This window comes from Enterococcus sp. AZ089 (assembly GCF_050547225.1).
Taxonomy (GTDB): Bacteria; Bacillota; Bacilli; order Lactobacillales; family Enterococcaceae; genus Enterococcus_D; species Enterococcus_D entomosocium.
Window position 1 is genome coordinate 3,134,224 of sequence record NZ_CP172954.1, and the last position, 16,357, is coordinate 3,150,580.

The window sequence follows — 16,357 nt, forward strand, 5'->3', positions numbered from 1 at the left end:
TTTTGCGTTATGCTGAATAACGAAGGTTTTGTTTCTATGAAAGGAGCTGTTTTTATGTCTTTATATTCAGGCTATATCCGTCAACCACACTACTATGAGACCGATCAAATGGCGATCATCCATCACGCCAATTATATCCGCTGGTTTGAAGAGGCCCGCGTGGAATTACTCGCGTTTTTGGATTTACCGTATCATACCATCGAAGAAGCGGGCTTGATCGTTCCCGTGCTGGAAGTCAGTGCGCAATACAAAACGATGATTCGTTACGAAGATGAGGTGCGAATCGATGTTTTGGTCGACAAATATACTGGCACGCGTTTGGATTTTCGCTATGAGATCTACAAAACTAGTGATGGTCAGTTGGCAACGACGGGGACTTCAAAGCATTGTTTTTTAGCAAAAGAGACCAATCGCATCGTGCAGCTGAAGCGTAGTTTTCCTGAAATCCATCAACGATTTGCTGATTATGCTGCCCTGTCAGGGGAATAATCAATTCTGATCACTCATTTAAGTCAAAATCCTTGCTTTTTGAAACGGCTTTCGTATAATCAAAAGTAATTTCAGGGAAGGATGATGGCGATGTACGTGATTAAAGTTTTGCATGGTTACATTGGCAAAGATGGTCGTCGCACTCGTGAAAAAATTCCAGACAAGTTATGGGTCTTTGAAGATCGGAAGCAGTCCGAAGCATTTGCAGATAAAATTGGTGGTCGCGTCAAACCGTTAACTGAAGTCAAACAGCATACGTAAAGAAATAAGCCGTTATCGTCTTTTGCGCATAGACGATAGCGGCTTATCTTTTTTACTGCGTAAAAGGATTAGTCATCCAATTCTGTTTCAAGTACTTCACCTGTTTGGGCATTGATTTTCACATCTGTTTGTTTGTTGCCATCTTCTACTTTGACTTCCCAATAGGTTACATTCATTTCTTTGTCTAAGGACCAATCTGTTGCTTGACCACCGCCAGCTTCTTTCACGGCGATATCAGAAATTTCTTCCAATGAAAGCAAGTTGGTTAGGTCCAATTGATCGGCATCTTTTTTGACACCGTTTTGTTCATCGGCATCCAATTTTTCCGTTCTTTCTTCAGAAGTTTCTTTGGTTTCTGCATCGATCTTTAATTCAAACTCATTCGTGTCATCCACGCCTTCTACTTGGTAGAAGTAATTGCCAAAAGAAGTATCCAAATCAATCGAAGTGATCGCTGCATCTGGGTATTTGTCTTGGAATACTTGGATCGCTTCTTCTACGGTCACGGTAGGCAAGCCCCCATTGGCGATCGCTGCACTGCTTGAAGAGCTGTCCGCTGCTTGTGATGAGGTTGTTTCACTTGATGAGGCAACTGCTGTGCTTGAGCTGCTGTTTTGCGCAGGTTCTGAATTTCCCGTGTTGTTTTGTGTACATCCTGCCAATAACCCTAATGCGGCAATTCCGAATAAAATAGTTGTTTTTTTCATGTTTCATTCCTCCAATTGTTTGTGTATTCCTTTTTTCTATATATTTAGAATAACAAGTTCCCAAAGAAAAAGAATCAAAATTGCTTGAAGAAAATCTAAAAAAATCTTCATCTTTCTCTTTCATTTGGAAAGGCAAGTTTAAAGATACTGCCTTGCGGTTGATTGTCTATCACGGTGATTTTGGCATGATATTTGTCTGCCAGCTGTTTTACCAGTGAAAGCCCAATGCCTGAACCGGCAATCTGGCTAGAACGAGAATCTTCTACCCGATAGAACCGTTCAAAAATCAAGGCTTTCTTGTCATCGGGAATCCCAATGCCAAAATCGGCGACGGTTAAAGACAACTGCCTTTGCTCTTGTGTCAAGGTCACATGAATCGGCTGATCAACAGGCGAATACTTCGCGGCATTTTCTAACAGGTTTTGGATGATTTGCTGGAAGTCACGTTTATGTCCTCGCTTCATACATTGGTTCTCCACAAAATATTCAATCGATTGCGGAACGATCGTCGCTTGTTTTTCACACTCTTCTCGGACGATCTGGGAAACATTAACAAGGGTCATTTCTTCTTGGGATTGATTTTTTTCTAGGTCTAGCAATTGATTGCTCAATGTTTCCAAACGCTTCGACTCTTTGTCAATAAATGCCATCGAGGAAGGAATGACTTCGGGATGTTTGGTTCCACGCCGCTGGATCAATTGGACATGTCCGCGAATCGCAGCCAAAGGTGTGCGCAGCTCATGGGAAGCATCGGCAACGAATCGTTTTTCCCGTTCGATCGTCTCACGCTGTTCTTTCAACAATTTATTGAAAGCCAAGGCCACCGAACGAATCTCGATGGGTTCTTCAGACACTGACAATTCTCCTTGTCGGCTTTGTTCAATGGCAGCAATTTCTTGCGCCATGCCGGTAAGTTTCTGACTCCATTTCCCGACACTCCAATAAATCAGCAGGCTGCCAATCACAACAGCGATCAGATTCAAGAAACTGCTGATCATAAAGAGACCATAGGCTAATTCCACACTATCCTCCCCATTGATAGCGATCGTCACCTGATCCCCATCGACTTCTTGGGTTTTCGTGTAATAGATGCCATCCTCTGTAAAAACGATGTCTTCGAGAAATGGCATCACTCGTCCTTGATTGATATCGGCAAAAATCTCTTCCGCATCTTCTGATGAAACGACACTGCCATCGGCTAAGAACACTTGCAGGGCGTCTTCTTCATCTGCCGAAACATAGGCATTGACGAGAGTGTCCCAGGTATCCCCTGATGCCTCACCTTTTTCGATGGCTTCAAGAATGTTGCTAGCACGATTTTCGATATGTTCAAACAAATAACCTACGGATAATAAAATAAACAGCAGATTGAAGAGAATCAGCAGACCAAAGAGTATCAAGGAAAAGCGGCTCGTCAATTGAAACTGGGCTGTTTTTCTACGTTGGTTGACTGACTTATTCTTCATGGTCGGTCCTCAAGACATAGCCTAATCCTCGAACGGTTGCGATCATTTTGCCTTTGCCGCAAACATCCAGCTTGTTCCGCAGTGTACGGATATAGACATCTACAACATTCGTTTGACCGTCGTATTCATAACCCCAAATCTCATTCAATAGGTCATCTCTGGTTTTGACGACTTCCGGCTCTTTCATCAATTCATATAAAATCCCAAACTCTTTGGGCGTCAACTCAATGGTTTCACCGGCAACCTGAACCAAGTGCTTGGCGATGTCCATCATCAGCTCCCCCGCCACTAATTGGTTTTGCTGGTTCTTTTGTTGTTGGGCTTCTCTTTGCAGCCGCCGCTCGATCACGCGAATTCTGGCAAACAGTTCTTCGATTTCAAAAGGTTTCGTTAAATAATCATCTAACCCAACATCAAGCCCCGTCACCACATCGGCGGTTTGATTTCTGGCGGTCATCATCAAAATCGGGATGTCGCTTTCTTTGCGTATCCGCCGCGCCACTGTGATGCCATCATAGATTGGCAGCATCCAATCCAATAAAATCAGATCAAAAGCATTTGCTTGCTGATTGAACAAGGTCAATGCCTCTTGCCCATCTTTGGCCCAGACCGTGCCATATCCCTCAAAAGTCAATTCGGACTGGATAAAACTGGCTAAACTTTCTTCGTCTTCTACTAGCAAGATCTTCAAAGTCATATGCGCTCCTCCTCTGGTTTTGCTTCTATCATAACGGATTTTTTCAAAACTTCCTAACTGATTGAAAGAAAAAAACATGAAGATTTTTTCATGTTCGACCAAAAAAAGACGGCATGAACCAAGGTTCACTCCGTCTTTCAGTTATTCCATATTTTTTGCCAACTGATACGTGCCAACAAGTTCTCCTTTTTCGAGTTGAATCATGTAAGGACATGTTTCAGCTAAAAACTCACGATCATGACTGATCACGGCTAATAAATCAACTTCTTTGGCAACTATTCGCAGTAGTTTTGCGACTTCCTCCATTTGCTGCAAATCTAATCCACTCGTTGGTTCATCGAAAAACAACAAACGTTTGCCAGAAAGCAAGGCACTGCCAATCGCAACTCGTTGTTTTTCCCCACCCGACAAGCTTTGCGGATGTCGGGCAAGGAGTGGTGTTAAGTGCAACAATGAGACAATTTCTTCAAAACGAGCTGGGTTTTGGGCTTTGATCAGCAGCTCTTTTTCCACCGTTTCAAAAAACAGCTGCAAGTTAACATCCTGCATCACAAGAAAGCTTTCCTGCAGCAGCTGCTTTTGGGTCCGCTTTTGTCCATTGATGGCAAATACTGCTTCTGGGCATTTTTTCAATCCTGACAGGACTTGCACCAACGTACTTTTGCCAGCACCATTTGGTCCAACGATCCCCACAGCTTGCTTCGTCGGCAATTGTAGTTCAGGCAAGTTAAGCGCCCAATTTCTGCTGTTTGCTGAGCGTTTCGATTGCTTGATCTGCAGATGCGTTGCCCTTAATCCAGACTTTTCTGGCAAAGATTCTCGGCAGTGCTGATTTTCCAATGCCGCCTCGCCTACTTTTCGCAATCCCAACTCGTGAATTGCCTCCTCGGGCAGTGACAACAGCTGAGCTGCTGGATAGGACGCCCGCAACCGCCCTGCTTCTAATAAGCAAAAGCGGTCTGCCAGTGGCGCCAAATACGCCAAGCGGTGTTCGGCGATCACAATGGTTTTCCCTTGTTGTTTTAAAGAAGCCAATCCTTGAGTCAACTTTTGGATCGCTTCTTGATCCAAATTACTGGAAGGCTCATCCAATAAGAACACATCATGGGGCAGCATCGTGGCTGCAGCGAGAGCAATCAGCTGCTTCTCCCCACCAGATAGGTCAAAGACACTAGCATCAAGCAACGGGGTCAGGGAAAACTGCTGTGCTACTTCGGTGATTCGCTGCCGAATGTTTTCTGGTGCGACGCCCGCATTTTCCATCGAAAAAGCTAACTCCGAATAGACATCCGTGGTGAAAAATTGAGTCTTGGGGTTTTGAAAGACGACGCCAATCGTCTGGGCATAATGGGAGAAATCGGCAACTGGCAAGTCTGTTTCTCCGACACGGATCTTTCCTTGCACTTCGGCGGGATACAGCTCAGGGATCAAGCCATTCAAAACATTGAGCAAGGTCGATTTTCCGCTGCCGCTAGCGCCGCACAAAACGATAACTTCCCCAGCTGCGACTGTCAAAGAAAGCTCAGATAATACGGTTCGATTTTCTCGTTTCACTGACACTTGTTCTAGTGTGATCATCCAAGCCACATCCTTTTCACGATAAAGCCGCCTAATGCTAAAAAGACCAAGCCATCCCACCAGCGCAGCTTCAGTTCGTGGACGGTGGTATGGGGAGTTTCTGATGCTAACCCGCGAACCAGCGCCGTAGCCGACAGTTCGGTTGCGGTCTTTTCAGCCGACATCAGTAATGGGATCAAAAAATACTCCGCACTTTGCAGTGGATGAAGCAAGATCGATCCTGCCGACAGCGAGATGCCGCGAAAGCGCATCGCTTGGCGAATACTTTTGAAATCTTGTACCAATGTGGGAAAAAAACGAAATAAGACTGCCAGCGGGACTAATAATACATTGGGCACGTGCATTTTTTGCAACGCCGCCATCCACTCACTGTTCTTCGTCCCACTAATGGCAAAAGCCGCCGCCATGATCGTTGGCAATAAGCGGCGATAACCGACGGAAAAGAAATCCAGCAACACGATCAATAGGTGGTTTCCTTGGCGAAACAAAAAACTATCTGCCAGTGTCAGCAAGACAAACACGCCATAGAACATCAGGCCTTTTTTCCAAAAGCCGCTGACTAAAAATAGCAGCAGCAAGAACGTGACAAAGACAAACTCATCGATCCAGCTAATGGACACCATCATAGTAAAACTAGCAAAGAGAATCACCGCCAATTTGCTGCGGGGATCAAACCTTGTTTTCGACACATTCCTCACCCTTTATGCGATTGGATCGTTGGTTGAAAATGTTTTTCCATCAAGCGGCTACCAATGCCTAAACCAGCCACCGCACCAATCAAAACGGCCAATGCACAAAGCCCCAACATCACATTGGAGGTATGAGCAAACACACCGGCAATGTAGGTTTCATCTTTTCCGCGAGCCACTAATGAATCGATGTAGGCATTTTTCATAAACCACAGGGGCAAGATCGGGCCCATCAAGCCAAAACTAAAGACGATATAACTCGCCAGTACGCGAACGTTCTCTTTGAGCTTTGTTTTGTATTGAATCAAATCAGCTGCTAAGGCACATATCATATTGGGCAAAAAGGCCAATGGAAAATGTCCTGAAATCAAAAAAAAGAGCCCTACCACGGTACCCATAATGGTGATTGCGCCAAATTTCGGTACTTTATTCAATAAAATCAGATAGATAATGCCAGAAAACAAAGCGGTGACTGCTGGAATAAATAAATTATGAAAACCTGGGATCACAAAACGCAAAATCAATAGACAGACGCTCATTAAAAGAAAATAGATCGCTGTATAGATCCCCACTGCAATTAAATCTTGAACCTTTAGTTTTTTCACTGCGTATACGCTCCTTCTTGCAAGCAATCAATGAAAAAACCGTTGCTGCTTGCTTGTACAAACTTATTTTTACAAAGCCTCAGTATAGCACAAAGCAGACGTTTTTATGGGGAGATATGCTTACTGGTAAACAAATATTGTTCATCAAAAAATCGCCTGCAGGTAATGCCCTGATAAAAGCGACTTTACTTGCAGACGATTCTGGTAAATATTTTTTATCAATTGCCTATTCTAATGATGTCCCCCACCGTCAACTTAGGGTAAGCTCCCGGTTCTACTAGAATTGCTCCTGGTAAAATTTCATTTTCTCCATCACGAAAATAGATAGAGATATGTCCTAGCTCATTAAAGTTTTGGTTGGCTGCACTGCCAACCTTCTTTATTGTATAAGTCGCCTCACCTAATTGAAGCTTCACTCCAGGTTGAAGAACATTTTCTTGTTGTTCAATTGTTTCATGAAGCACACAGATTGATTTCAACTCTTCCGTTGCTGCTGGACCAAACAATATCAACAACATCTCCTCTTCAAAAGCTTCAACCAACTCACCAATTTCTTTCACCGTACTTTTATACAATCGAATGCCTCCTTCATGCTTTTTTTCACTTATTCGTTATAGATGAATGGGTAGACCTAATGCCAATTCTGTTGTATCCATTATAGCTTCCGAAAGTGTTGGATGTCCATGGATCGTCAGCGCAATATCCTCTAACGTAAGTCCTGCTTCAATTGCCAACGTGATTTCAGCGATCAAATCACTAGCTCCAGGTCCCACGATTTGTCCACCAATGACTACTTCTGAGTCTTTATCAAAGACTAAGCGAACAAAGCCTTCGTAGGTGTTCAGTGACAAAGCACGACCATTTGCTTGAAATGGAAAGCTCGCAGTATCAGCTGCCAGTCCTTGAGTCTTCGCTTCTGCTAAAGTTTTGCCTACAGTAGCGATTTCTGGATCTGTAAAACAAATTGCAGGAATGGCTCGGTAATCTTTTGCTACGTTTTTCCCGCTGATGACTTCTGCAGCTATCTTCGCATCATAACTCGCTTTATGAGCAAGTGCTGGTCCTTCAATAACATCACCGATGGCATAAATGTGGGCTTGTGACGTTTGGTATTTTTGATTGACATGTATCCAGCCGTTCGTTCCTGTCTCGATCTTCGCCTGAGCTAAACCAAGATTTTCTGTATTTGGTTTGCGTCCCACTGTGACCAGTACGTAATCAGCCGTTAGTATTGTTTCATTTTGATTGACACGAACCGTGACTTCCACACCTGTATCATGGCTTTTTACTGATTTTGCCATTGCACCTGTTACTATTTTAATCCCTTTTTTAGCAAAGGACGCTTCGACCACCGCCACTAAGTCTTTTTCGTAAGAAGGAAGCAGTTGCTCCGATCCTTCCAGTATCGTGACATCTGCGCCTAAATCTGCATAGGCACTTCCGAGTTCAGTGCCAATCACACCGCCACCAATAATCACCAACTTTTTTGGCACTTCTTTTAAAGACAATGCCCCGGTAGAGTCCAAAATTCTGTCGCCGAATGCAAAGCCGGGAATCTCAATTGGTTGACTTCCTGTGGCGATGATCACCTGCTTGAACTGAATGGTGCTTTCTTCCTTACCTTTGATTTCTACTTGATTTGGTGAAAGAAACCGGGCATAACCTTTAACGATTTGAACTTTATTTTTGAGTAGTAGTCCTCGAATGCCCGAAGTGAGCTTTTGGACGACGGTTTCATCCTTCCATTTCTGAAGTGTCTGAAAGTCTAACGTTGTCTGCTGATTGGTTACTCCAAGATAATGGCTATGTTTTGATTCTTGATAGACGTGTCCGGCATGGATCAGCGCCTTAGAAGGAATGCATCCCACATTTAAACAGACCCCACCGATAGCATTGCTTTCTACGATCGTGACTTGTTGACCTAATTGCGCCGCCCGAATCGCTGCCACATACCCGCCAGGACCTGATCCGATGACCAAGGTATCTGTGTTATATTCCATAAATTCCCCCACTTTCTACAATAAGAAGCCTAGTGGATCTTCTAGTAATGTCACGATTTTTGTTAAAAATGCCGCTGCTGGTGCCCCATCTACGACACGATGATCAAATGAAAGATTCAGTTCAACAAAGGATTGATTTTTCACTTCGACAGCAGTCTGATTGAAGATAGCTTTTTCATAAATCCCACCAATGCCCAAGATCGCTACTTCTGGTTTGTTGATAATCGGCGTAAACTGCTTGACCTTTGTTTTTCCTAATGAGCTGATCGTAAACGTACCACCAGACATTTCGGGATTCGTCAATGTTCCTTCACGAGCTTTTCTCGTTTTCTCTTTGATTGCCGTGGTCAAATCAGCTAGACCGAGCTGATCAGCTGTCGAAATGACCGGAACGACTAATCCCTCTGAAAGAGCAACGGCAACTCCAAGATGAATCGCTGAAAATCGTTTGATCCCCTCATCCGTGGCGTGGGCGTTGAATAGCGGAAAATCCTTCAAGGCAATCATGGTTGCTTTGGCAAAAATTTCCAGATAAGAAAGACGTTCACCTGTTCTTTGTTCGATCATCGGTAACAACTGATTTCGTAGGTCAATAACTTTCGTCAAGTTGACTTCCGCTGTCATGGTAACATGGGGGATGGTCGTTTTGCTCGCTACCATTTTTTCTGCAATTGCTTTTCGTAACGGACTCCATGGAATGAGCGCACTCTCAGATACCACTTCCTCAACCTGTGGTTCGACAGTTGGTTGTTTATTGATGGCCTTAATATCCAAAGCTTGGATCCTGCCTCTCGGTCCACTTCCTTGAACAGTAGTCAAATCGATCCCACGCTCTCTTGCCAAACGTCTAGCCGAAGGAGTTGCCCGTATGGTACGCATCATTTGATCATTGGTACGAGGTGCTGTCTTTTCAGTTTCTGTATTTGTTTGGTTCTGCTTAGCTTGGTCTGGTTGAGTTGCTTCACTTGAAGGCATCTGAGGTGGGACCGTTTCATTTGCTGCTCCTATATAAGCAATAATTGAATTAACGGGCGCACTCTCCCCATCAGCTAAGTATTTCTTTAAGAGAATCCCCTCTTCATAGGCTTCTACTTCAATGGCGATTTTATCTGTCATTACTTCAAAGATTGGATCACCGATCGCAATGGTATCGCCTTCATTTTTTAGCCAAGTCGTAATGGTTCCCTCAGTCATCGTTGAGCTTAATTTAGGCATCAAAACCTCATGTGCCATACTTTCCCTCCTATTTATCCGCCATCAGTTTGCAACATGCTTCAACAATATCCTCAACTTGTGGTACTGCTTTTTTCTCTAAGTCAGGATGATACGGCATCGGAATCTCTGCACCTGCTAAGCGAACGATTGGCGCATCTAAAAAGTCAAAAGACTCGCTTTCTGAGATCACACTTGCTAATTCAGCGCTGAAACCACTGCGTTTGACTGCTTCGGTCACGACCACCGCACGCCCAGTCTTCATCACTGAATCGATGATGGTTTGTTTATCTAAAGGCACCAATGTTCGAGGGTCGACAATTTCAATACTGATATTTTTCTCTTGTAAAATATCCGCTGCAGCTAATGCTTTATGCACCATAATTCCTGTAGCAACGACGGTAATATCTGTTCCTACTTTTTTAATATCCGCAACCCCAATAGGGATCGTATATTTTTCCTGCGGCACATCCGACGAGGTGCGATAACATAGTTTGTGTTCATAGAACATTACTGGATTATCATCCTCAATCGCCGCATGCAGTAAGCCTTTTGCGTCATAAGCTGTTGCTGGCTGGATCACCTTTAAGCCAGGGATATGAGCCGTCCAGTTTTCTAAACTTTGGGAATGCTGCGCTGCTGCCCCAGTTCCTGAACCACCGGGGGTTCTCATTACAAGAGGAATTCGTGCTTTTCCACCATACATATAACGAATTTTTGCTGCTTGGTTTACAATTTGATCGAGGGCGATCGTAATGAAATCAGAAAATTGAATTTCAAAAATCGGTCTCATGCCCGTCATAGCTGAGCCAACTGCCGCACCTGCAATTGCTGATTCAGAAATTGGGGTGGATCGAATCCGCTCCTCACCAAATTCTTCCACCATCCCTCGGCTAACGCCGAAAGCGCCTCCATAAACACCGATATCTTCCCCTAACATGAACACAGCTTCGTCTTCTCGCATTGCTTCCGAAAGAGCTTCTCTCACGGCTTCCGCATAAGTAATTTCTCTCATGATGTCCTCCTACTCTGCATATACATCTTCAAACATCGTTTCCACGGCAACGACGGGACTGTTTTCACCAAAGGTCACTGCATCATTGATGGCTTGCTTGGCTTTTTTTCGAATTTCCTCTGCCTCTTCTTCAGTAAAAATCCCCGCTGCGATCAAGGTTGTTTTGGCTTGTTGGATGGGATCTTTTTCTTTGCGCCACTGCTCTTCTTCTTGCTTCGTCCGGTATTTTTTCGCGTCTGATTTCGAATGTCCCTTCCAACGATAGGTCATAGCTTCGATCAATGTCGGTCCTTCGCCGCGCCGAGCTTTTTCAACTGCTTGATAGGTGGTCTCGATCACTTCTATCAGATTGTTTCCATCAATTGTGATCCCTTCAATTCCGTAGGCCTTTGCTCGCTCTGATAACTGTTGGATGTTCGTCATTTTTTCAACGGAACCGCTCATACCATATTTATTATTTTCAATAAAAAAGACTACCGGTAGATCCCAGATCGAAGCCAAATTGACTGCTTCGTGAAAACTTCCTTCGTTGGTAGACCCATCGCCCCCGTATGACAAAGCGACTTGTTTCGTCTTTTTCATTTTCGAGGTCAGAGCTGCGCCGACAGCAATCGGAAACCCACCGCCAACAATACCGTTTGCGCCCAAATTTCCAGTATCCAAATCAGCGATATGCATTGAGCCGCCTTTGCCTTTATTCGTCCCTGTGGTTCTCCCAAACAATTCCGCCATCATTTCATTGACATTGGTTCCTTTGGCAAGTGTATGCCCGTGCCCACGATGGGTCGAGGTGATCCAATCGGTCTTTTTTAAGACGGCACTGCTTCCTGCAGCAGTCGCTTCTTGCCCTACAGCCAAATGGGTCGTTCCATGGATCAAGCCTCGAGCAAACAGTTCATCTACTTTTTCATCAAAAAAGCGAATTTCCCACATTTTGTAAAAAATCTCTTTAAACGTTTCATTTGAGAGATTTGCACTATTCTCAATCGAAAAATACTTCGTTTTTTCCATTTGTTTTCTCCTTTTGTTTTGCCTAAAAGTTCATCTAAGCAGCACGAGGATTCACTCTATCCATTCAACAGAGCCTTTGCGGTGTCTTCATCCGTAATCAGCACATCAACCCAGTCACCAGTTAAGGCTGCTTTAATGCCCTTCACTTTATCCTTTCCACCCGCTGCAGCAATCTTTAAAGGAATCCTTTTTAGATCCGACACCTCCAGCGACAATACTCGTTTGTTCCATTCACAATCCACTAATGCGCCCACTTCGTCGATAAAGTTATAACAAATATCGCCGACGATCGTCCCATTGGTAAACTCAAGCTTCATGCCCTCTTCTTTCGCAAGATAAGCTTTTGTCATGGTCGAATAGACGGGCGTCCCACCGATTCCCACCAAAGAAATATCAGCATTTCTTGCTTTTTTAAACACATTTTTTATAAAGGATTGATTCAAGAAGACCTCTCGAGCCTCTGCTGAATCCACCGTGATTGGCGCATGTAATTCCACTGCAACTGCACCACACTTACTTGCGAAAAGTTCACAAAGAACATTGGCTTGTAAAGTTGCGTGTTCTCTGCCTAGTCCACCTACTAAGGGGATAAAGCGCACATTTGGTAAATGGTTTTTTGCAGAAAAATTGACGGCTGCTTCATGGATCGTAGTTCCAGCAGAAATCGCAATCGTCGCATCTGCTTTAGTGATGCGCGTCAGGTATTTTGCTGCCGCAATGCCTAATCGTTTGTTTAAAGATTCTTCTCCGGTTGATGGAACACAAATGACCTCTTTTAGTCCATATTGTCGCTGAATGTTTTGTTCAAGTTGTTGAAATGGGTGCAGCAATTCATCATGGATGATGATTTCTACTAATCCTAAACTACGTGCTTTCGCTAAATACTTAGAGACCAGTGAGCGGCTGATACTAAACTTTTTGGCGATTTCTTCTTGTTTTGCTCCTTCGTTGTAATACATTGATGCCAATTCTACAAGTAATCGTTTATCATCCGAGTAGCCCATTTATTTTTCCTCCAATAGTATAAATACTTTATTACTATTGATTTTAACACGTTTTAAAACGGCGATTTTCAAAAAAGAATTACGCAAATGTGCTATCTTGTAATTTTCTAAGCTTCCAGACGGTTGTTGATTGGTCTAACTCCACATCGTCTTCTGTCAGAAATGTGCCTGCTTCGATGGTGCGTTTTGCTACTACTTCTCCTGAAATCAAACCAATCGGGATATGTCCTTCTGTTGTCATGTCGGCATGGGTTTCTAAAACTCCACGCACACAATATCCGCCGATCCCATCTAAACGCTCTCCTGGTTTAATTGTCTTTTTCGCAACAGCTACTGTTTCAGAAATTGGTGCCCCTAATGGAACGATCGCATGATCTTTTTGCAAGACAGCTTTTGCAATGGTGATTGGTGTTTCTAAGCTTGCTAAGTGGAAGGGTCTATACAAGAGATGATGATCTCCTTCTTTTTGCATCAAATAATTCAGTTCATGTTTGACTCCTTCATTTTGACCTTTGACGATTACAAAAACACCTGGAGCCAAGCCATCGACATATTCTACAACCCCAAATTTATTCAGTATGCCACCCTTTTCTTGCAGGTTCAAATCCTTCAAAACGGACTCTTGATCACCAGCAACGCCGTGCATCCCTACTTTATCCGGGACAAAGCCAATCGCATTTGACAGTAAATTCATTTCAGCCATCGTCTTCGTACCGTCTTTAAAAGCAGCAAGCATATGAGAAGCCATTTTTTTCGTCTTTGCTTCTTCCTGGCAAGTATCTGGATTAGCGGCAATATTAAGTTTGTTATTTTTCCCTTTCCCTGCTACTAAAACTTCCATCCCCATAGACTTCGCAAATTCAAAAAGTTCGGTTGTCGCTGCCGGCTCGTCTCCATCTGATCCGGTATACACTAAACCGGCAGTCCGATAAAGCCGATGCATCAAAGGACCGATCGTAATATCAATTTCAACATTTAGTAGAACAAGGTGTTTTTTAGCTAAAAGCGTCTCCATCGCAATTTTTGCACCTACTTCAGGTACCCCAGTCGCATCGACGATCACTTCAACGTCTTCTGAGTAGATCACCTCTTTGAAATCAGTAACTGTTAGAATTTCATGTTGGCTTGTGGAGGAAGCACGGTAAGCTTCCGCCGCACTTTGTGCAAAATTTAACCGAATATCACTGATCCCTGTTACAGCCATTCCCGGGATCGTCGCGATCTGTGCAATCATTCCAAAGCCCATTTGACCTGCACCGATTACGCCAATTTTGATTGGCATTCCGTGATCTTCTCTCTCCAATAATTGTTGATAAATAGTCATTCTCAGCTCTCCTTTAACAAAATATATTTCACGTAACATATGATACACCCTTATACTAGTAGGCCAAGATTCCCTTGTCAACGCTTCCAATAAAATTCAGCTGCGAACGATGCATCTTTACCTAACGTTCCCTTTTCTTCACAAACTTAACATATGTTCCAACATGAAGAATATGTGAATTTCATATTGACTTTCACAAATTCACAATTTAAGCTTTTCTTATAAAGCGCTTCCAAACAAATTGAGAAATGAGGGATTACTTGATGGAGGAATACAAGGAACTTGTTTTATTGTTAGCCGGTTGTTGGTTCATTCAGATTTTCTTGTCCTACTTGCAGCACAAAAACTATGGGAAGGAAATAAACGAATTAAAAAAACGAAATACTGGTTTTTTGGGTGTAGGAATCTCAAAGGCAAAATTTAACCTAGGTCGCGGCATCGTCCTGCTAGTCGTTACAGATGAACAGGATTGTATCGTGACTTATAAAGAAATGGCTGGCATCACGATCTTTGCCCGGTTTAAAGAACATCAAGAATTTATCGGAAAGAAAACAACGGAAACAATGCCATTACTTGCTAATAAAAGAAGGAAAGCTGCTTTTGAACAAGCAATTCAATTGATTCAATCTGAAAAAAATCGACTGGAGGTAGTGTAAATGGATTTCCTAGTAATGATTGCTGAAAATTTTATTGGTATTTTTGATGCTGGTGGGGAAAACTTAGTGGGTTTGATCACTGGTATCTTACCAACTTTGATTGTTTTACTCACATTCGTCAATGCACTGATTGCATTGATTGGGGAGGAACGCGTTTCCAAGTTCGCTCAAATCTGTACCCGAAATATCATTTTACGCTATAGTATTTTTCCGCTTCTCGCTGTTTTTTTCCTTACGAACCCAATGTGTTACTCCTTTGGGCGTTTTTTGAAAGAAAAGCAAAAACCGGCTTTCTACGATTCAGCTGTTTCTTTGGTCCATCCCATCACTGGCTTATTTCCCCATGCAAATGCCGGTGAATTATTTGTTTGGACTGGTATTGCTTCTGGTTTAACTACTTTAGGCTTATCCACCATGCCGTTAGCTGTCCGCTATTTTCTAGTCGGTCTTGTTGTTATCACCATTCGAGGCGTTGTCACAGAATTATTAACGAAACTGATGTGGAAAGAAACCACTGAATGATGTTCATTGGAAAGAGGAGGAAAAACAATGTCAAAAACGGTTATTGTCAAACATGGAACGAAGGGTTGGGGTGGTCCACTAACGCTAGAACCCACGACTGAAAAAAACGTCGTTGCTTCCATCACAGGCGGAGGTATCCATCCAGTGGCGAAAAAAATTGCTGAACAATTGGGTGTGGAAGCAATCGACGGATTTAAAGAAAAAGTGGAACCAAGTCAAATGATCTGTGCGGTTGTTGATTGTGGAGGGACTGCCCGTTGCGGTGTCTATCCCAAATTAAATGTCTTGACCGTCAATCTCCATCCTACTACTCCTTCAGGTCCGTTAATGAAATTTATCAATGAAAAGAATTTTGTCTCAGGCGTCACCATAGATGACGTTTACAGCTCTGATGAAGCAATGACAGAATCTTCGGTAACAAGCGAAAAAGTGGAAGAACCAACACCTACTAAAAAAGAACAGGTCACTGCTGCTAAAGCAAAAGTCGCTGAATCACAAGGAGGGCTTCTAGGTTTCATCAATCGCCTTGGTCGTTCCGTCGGCAACATTGTGGGAATCTTTTACCAAGCGGGTCGTGATACGATCGAAATCGTAATCAAAAATATTCTTCCCTTCATGGCATTTGTCAGTATGTTAGTAGGGATCATCAATTATACAGGCATTGGCGACATCATCGCTAGCGGTGTCACTCCCTTATCTGGTAGTATCGTTGGTCTCGTGATCTTATCTCTTATTTGTTCAATTCCAGTTCTTTCACCCGTTCTAGGCCCAGGTGCCGTCATTGCTCAAGTCGTCGGCGTATTGTTAGGAGTAGAGATTGGCAAAGGCACGATCGCTCCCGCCATGGCACTACCCGCTCTTTTTGCAATCAATTCTCAAGCCGGTGCAGATTTTACCCCTGTCGGTCTCACATTAGCCGAAGCTGAGCCTTACACCGTAGAAGTCGGTGTCCCTGCCGTTTTGTTCTCTCGCTTACTCACTGGTCCCTTAGCAGTGATTCTGGCTTGGTTAGCTAGTTTTGGGTTGTATTGAGGAAGTCGCCTATTTATTCGAGTATCTTGCTAAACTTACAAAAAGACCAATCTAGCGTGGTTACTAGATTGGTCTTTTCCTGTTAAAAA

At 43.4% G+C, this 16,357-nt stretch carries 18 protein-coding genes; 5 read left to right on the forward strand and 13 right to left on the reverse strand.

Features of this window, described 5'->3' with window-relative positions; genetic code table 11:
- Positions 1-54: 54 nt before the first annotated feature.
- Positions 55-489, forward strand: a complete 435-nt coding sequence (locus IGJ01_RS14485) for an acyl-CoA thioesterase (RefSeq protein ID WP_008379539.1) — start codon at positions 55-57, stop codon at positions 487-489.
- 90 nt (positions 490-579) lie between these two features.
- Positions 580-750: a hypothetical protein gene (locus IGJ01_RS14490; RefSeq protein ID WP_008379536.1), complete on the forward strand. Its 171-nt coding sequence runs from the start codon at positions 580-582 to the stop codon at positions 748-750.
- Positions 751-818: 68 nt separating this feature from the next.
- Here IGJ01_RS14490 and IGJ01_RS14495 read toward each other — a convergent pair whose 3' ends face one another.
- The 13 genes from IGJ01_RS14495 to IGJ01_RS14555 all read right to left on the reverse strand — a co-directional run bounded on the left by IGJ01_RS14495 (position 819) and on the right by IGJ01_RS14555 (position 14,058).
- Positions 819-1,457 (reverse strand): PepSY domain-containing protein, encoded by a 639-nt coding sequence (locus IGJ01_RS14495; RefSeq protein ID WP_005233880.1) that lies wholly within the window; start codon positions 1,455-1,457, stop codon positions 819-821.
- A 107-nt stretch (positions 1,458-1,564) separates the two neighbouring features.
- Positions 1,565-2,923, reverse strand: coding sequence for a sensor histidine kinase (locus tag IGJ01_RS14500; RefSeq protein WP_244732450.1), 1,359 nt, complete (start codon positions 2,921-2,923; stop codon positions 1,565-1,567).
- The gene (locus IGJ01_RS14505; RefSeq protein WP_086316577.1) at positions 2,913-3,620 is read right to left on the reverse strand and encodes a response regulator transcription factor; all 708 of its coding nucleotides are present in this window, start codon (positions 3,618-3,620) and stop codon (positions 2,913-2,915) included. The genes IGJ01_RS14500 and IGJ01_RS14505 overlap by 11 nt, the downstream gene beginning before the upstream one ends.
- Before the next feature lie 141 nt (positions 3,621-3,761).
- Complete coding sequence (locus IGJ01_RS14510; RefSeq protein ID WP_086316578.1) at positions 3,762-5,198, reverse strand: ABC transporter ATP-binding protein; 1,437 nt, start codon at positions 5,196-5,198, stop codon at positions 3,762-3,764.
- Entirely contained in the window at positions 5,195-5,896 is a 702-nt protein-coding gene (locus IGJ01_RS14515; protein ID WP_008379524.1) for an energy-coupling factor transporter transmembrane component T, read from the reverse strand. The genes IGJ01_RS14510 and IGJ01_RS14515 overlap by 4 nt, the downstream gene beginning before the upstream one ends.
- Positions 5,893-6,492 (reverse strand): MptD family putative ECF transporter S component, encoded by a 600-nt coding sequence (locus IGJ01_RS14520; RefSeq protein ID WP_081119308.1) that lies wholly within the window; start codon positions 6,490-6,492, stop codon positions 5,893-5,895. Before IGJ01_RS14520 ends, IGJ01_RS14515 begins: the two co-directional genes overlap by 4 nt.
- 218 nt (positions 6,493-6,710) lie before the next feature.
- Positions 6,711-7,067: a PTS glucitol/sorbitol transporter subunit IIA gene (locus IGJ01_RS14525; RefSeq protein ID WP_005228129.1), complete on the reverse strand. Its 357-nt coding sequence runs from the start codon at positions 7,065-7,067 to the stop codon at positions 6,711-6,713.
- Between the two features lie 36 nt (positions 7,068-7,103).
- Positions 7,104-8,492: a dihydrolipoyl dehydrogenase gene (gene lpdA / locus IGJ01_RS14530; protein ID WP_430601217.1), complete on the reverse strand. Its 1,389-nt coding sequence runs from the start codon at positions 8,490-8,492 to the stop codon at positions 7,104-7,106.
- Positions 8,493-8,507: 15 nt separating this feature from the next.
- Positions 8,508-9,725: a dihydrolipoamide acetyltransferase family protein gene (locus IGJ01_RS14535; RefSeq protein WP_194188208.1), complete on the reverse strand. Its 1,218-nt coding sequence runs from the start codon at positions 9,723-9,725 to the stop codon at positions 8,508-8,510.
- 10 nt (positions 9,726-9,735) lie between these two features.
- Positions 9,736-10,719, reverse strand: coding sequence for an alpha-ketoacid dehydrogenase subunit beta (locus tag IGJ01_RS14540; protein WP_005228122.1), 984 nt, complete (start codon positions 10,717-10,719; stop codon positions 9,736-9,738).
- A 9-nt stretch (positions 10,720-10,728) separates the two neighbouring features.
- On the reverse strand, positions 10,729-11,730 hold the full coding sequence (locus IGJ01_RS14545; RefSeq protein ID WP_074536800.1) for a thiamine pyrophosphate-dependent dehydrogenase E1 component subunit alpha: 1,002 nt from the start codon (positions 11,728-11,730) through the stop codon (positions 10,729-10,731).
- A gap of 56 nt (positions 11,731-11,786) precedes the next feature.
- Positions 11,787-12,734, reverse strand: coding sequence for a sugar-binding transcriptional regulator (locus tag IGJ01_RS14550; RefSeq protein ID WP_074536801.1), 948 nt, complete (start codon positions 12,732-12,734; stop codon positions 11,787-11,789).
- Between the two features lie 79 nt (positions 12,735-12,813).
- Complete coding sequence (locus IGJ01_RS14555; protein ID WP_074536802.1) at positions 12,814-14,058, reverse strand: NAD(P)H-dependent oxidoreductase; 1,245 nt, start codon at positions 14,056-14,058, stop codon at positions 12,814-12,816.
- Positions 14,059-14,321: 263 nt separating this feature from the next.
- On the opposite strand from IGJ01_RS14555, the gene IGJ01_RS14560 reads away from it, so the two are divergent.
- Genes IGJ01_RS14560 through srlE form a run of 3 tightly spaced genes read left to right on the forward strand, consistent with a single transcriptional unit; the run spans position 14,322 to position 16,268 of the window.
- The gene (locus IGJ01_RS14560) at positions 14,322-14,714 is read left to right on the forward strand and encodes a transcriptional regulator GutM (protein WP_194188211.1); all 393 of its coding nucleotides are present in this window, start codon (positions 14,322-14,324) and stop codon (positions 14,712-14,714) included.
- Positions 14,715-15,236 (forward strand): PTS glucitol/sorbitol transporter subunit IIC, encoded by a 522-nt coding sequence (gene srlA, locus IGJ01_RS14565; protein WP_074536804.1) that lies wholly within the window; start codon positions 14,715-14,717, stop codon positions 15,234-15,236. It abuts the gene before it with no gap.
- A 27-nt stretch (positions 15,237-15,263) separates the two neighbouring features.
- Complete coding sequence (gene srlE, locus IGJ01_RS14570; protein ID WP_074536805.1) at positions 15,264-16,268, forward strand: PTS glucitol/sorbitol transporter subunit IIB; 1,005 nt, start codon at positions 15,264-15,266, stop codon at positions 16,266-16,268.
- Positions 16,269-16,357 lie beyond the last annotated feature (89 nt).